The organism is Microbacterium sp. UBA837, from assembly GCF_002296025.1.
Taxonomy (GTDB): Bacteria; Actinomycetota; Actinomycetes; order Actinomycetales; family Microbacteriaceae; genus Microbacterium.
The window spans coordinates 1-2716 of sequence record NZ_DBHD01000162.1 but is presented as its reverse complement, the minus strand read 5'-3'; the positions used below and the strand labels follow the sequence as shown (position 1 = coordinate 2716).

The window sequence follows — 2716 nt, the reverse complement described above, 5'->3', positions numbered from 1 at the left end:
GTGTCGGCGGCCATGGAAAACTGCCCATAGGCGGTCAGGGGAACTGCCCATGGATGGTCAGCAGAACTGCCCGCTGGTGGCCATGAGTTCTGCCCACGTCTGATGGTTCCGCTCCGTGCGTCGTCGCGGGTGGGGCCCCTTCCCCGGGTTCGATGAACGGTGCTTGACGCCGTTCTCGCCCAAGGAAGGGGCTGTTGTGAAGTCTGACGGAGAGATCATGGAAATTCTGGAAGCGTATGACCTGACCGGGTCGTATCGTGCTGCTGCGGAGTTGGCGGGGTGTTCGCATCACACTGTTGCTGCGCATGTCGCCGCGCGGGACGCGGGCCTGCCGGTGGGTGCTGCCGCGCCGCGGGTGCGGGTCATCGACGGGTTCCTCGAGAAGGTCGAGGAGTTGGTGGATCGGTCGCAGGGGAAGGTGCGGGCCGACAAGGTCCACGAGGTTCTCGCCTCGCTGGGCTTCGATGGGTCGGAGCGGACGACGCGGCGCGCGGTCGCGGACGTGAAGGCGGCGTGGCGGGCGGGCCGGCGGCGGGTGCACCGGCCGTGGGTGACCGAGCCGGGGTTGTGGTTGCAGTACGACTTCGGCGACGGGCCCGTCGTCGGCGGGGTGAAGGTCGTGTTGTTCGTCGCGTGGCTCGCGTTCTCCCGGTTCCGGATCGTGATCCCGATCCGGGACAAGTCGATCCCGTCGGTGTTCGCCGCGCTGGATCGCACTTTCCGCATCCTGGGGGGTGCGCCGACGTATGTGCTGACCGATAACGAGAAGACGGTCACGGTCGCGCATGTCGCGGGGGTTCCGGTGCGGAACGCGCAGACGGTGTCGTTCGCCAGGCATTACGGGGTCACGGTGCTGACCTGCCAGCCCGCGGATCCGGCGTCCAAGGGCGGGGTCGAAGCGTCGGTGAAGCTCGCGAAGGCCGACCTGGTCCCGACCGAGGCGAATCTGCGGGACGGGTACGCGTCGTTCGCCGAGCTCGAGGCGGCATGCGAGCAGTTCATGGACGAGGTCAACGGCCGCGAGCACCGCGTCACGAGGCGCCGTCCGGTCGATGCGCTGGCCGAGGAGGCGCAGCGGCTGCACCCTGTCCCGCAGCGGGCGCATACCGTCGCGTTCGGGGTGTCCCGGCGGGTGGGTGAGAACACGCCGATGGTCGCGTTCGAGAACGGCCAGTACTCGGTGCCGCACCTGCTGATGGGCGCGGAGGTGTTCGTCCGCGCGCAGGGCGCCGCCGACGGTGAACGGGTCGTGATCGTCCACCACGGCATCGACGGGCCGGTCGAGGTCGCCCGCCACGAACGCGCCCGCCCGGGTTCACCGCGCATCATCGACGAGCACTTCCCGGGCCAGTCCGTGAAGATCCCCGGCGAGTATGCGATCAAGGCCCGCTCGGCCGAGGAGGCCGACTTCCTCGGCATCGGGCACGGCGCCGCGGCCTGGCTGATCGAGGCCGCCGCGGCGGGCACGCAGCGGATGAACCAGAAGATGCGCGAAGCCGTGCAGCTGGCCCGCATCCACGGGGTCGAGGTCGTCGACGAAGCGCTCGGAGTCGCCGCCGCTTACGGCCGGTTCGACACCGGCGACCTCGCGTCCATTCTCGGCGCGAAAGTACAGGTGACACCCGCCAGGGCGGCATCGGAGTCCCGGTCGCTCGCGCAAGGCACCCGCGGATGGGCGAGCATCGGCCAACCCTCGCCGACGGCGCAGCACGTGATCGTCCCGGTCGACGAGATCACCGCCACCGATGACGAGACCGCCGACCTGCTCATCGATGGCATCGGCCGCGGCGGGGAGGTCGGAGCATGAGCGTGACGACGCCGACCGCCCCGCCGATCCCCGCGGAGCTGGAGCAGATGATGCGGCACCTGAAGATGCCCTACGCCCGGTCCCTCGCGCCAGAGCTGTTCGCGACCGCGAAGACGCAACGGTGGGAACCCGCCGAGATCGTCAAAGCGCTGCTGGACGAAGAGATCGCCGGCCGGGCCCGGTCCATGCTCGCCGCCCGCCGCAAGGCCGCCGGATTCCCCACCGGGAAGACCTTCGACAGCTGGGACCCGTCGCTCTCGACGATCCCGGAGCCGACCCAGCAGGCACTTCGCACCCTGGAATGGGTGCACCGGCGGGAGAACCTCGTGATCTGCGGGCCCGCGGGGACCGGGAAGACGTTCTTCCTCGAAGCGCTCGGCCAGCACGCCGTCGAACAAGGCCTGAAGGTCGCGTGGTTCCGGCTCGAGGACCTCGGCGCGCTGATCCGCGCGCACCGCCCCGACGACACCGTCACCCGCACCGTCGCCCGCATCCTCCGCGCCGACCTCGTCGTCGTCGACGACATCGGACTGCTCCCCGTCGGAGACGACGCCGCCGAGGGCCTCTACCGGCTCGTCGACGCCGCCTACGAGAAACGATCCATCGCGATCAGCTCGAACCTGCACCCCGCCGGGTTCGACGAGCTCATGCCCAAGACCCTCGCCACCGCGACCGTCGACCGGCTGCTGCATCACGCCCACCTCGCCCAGACCAGCGGCGACTCCGTGCGCCTCGCGCAAGCCCTCGCCGGGACGGGGGTGACCCCGATGAGCTGACCGCCGAGCCCCGCCGCGGCCAGGTCCACCACCACCGGTGGGCAGAACTCCTGGCCGCGAATGGGCAGATCTGTTGGCCACCAGCGGGCACTTCTACTGGCCGCCAATGGGCAATTCCTACTGGCCGTTGACA

Annotated in this window: 2 protein-coding genes; both read left to right on the top strand. The window is 69.9% G+C overall.

The genetic code is table 11. The features are described from left to right. Window positions 1–196 precede the first annotated feature (196 nt). Window positions 197–1807, top strand: coding sequence for an IS21 family transposase (gene istA / locus B3587_RS11820; RefSeq protein WP_414683136.1), 1611 nt, complete (start codon window positions 197–199; stop codon window positions 1805–1807). Next, on the top strand, window positions 1804–2583 hold the full coding sequence (istB, locus tag B3587_RS11815) for an IS21-like element helper ATPase IstB (RefSeq protein ID WP_288077101.1): 780 nt from the start codon (window positions 1804–1806) through the stop codon (window positions 2581–2583). The genes istA and istB overlap by 4 nt, the downstream gene beginning before the upstream one ends. Window positions 2584–2716: the final 133 nt, after the last annotated feature.

Coding starts and splice junctions, on each gene's coding strand:
- istB (WP_288077101.1), top strand. CDS start 1,804: ATGAGCGTGACGACGCCGACCGCCCCGCCGATCCCCGCGGAGCTGGAG.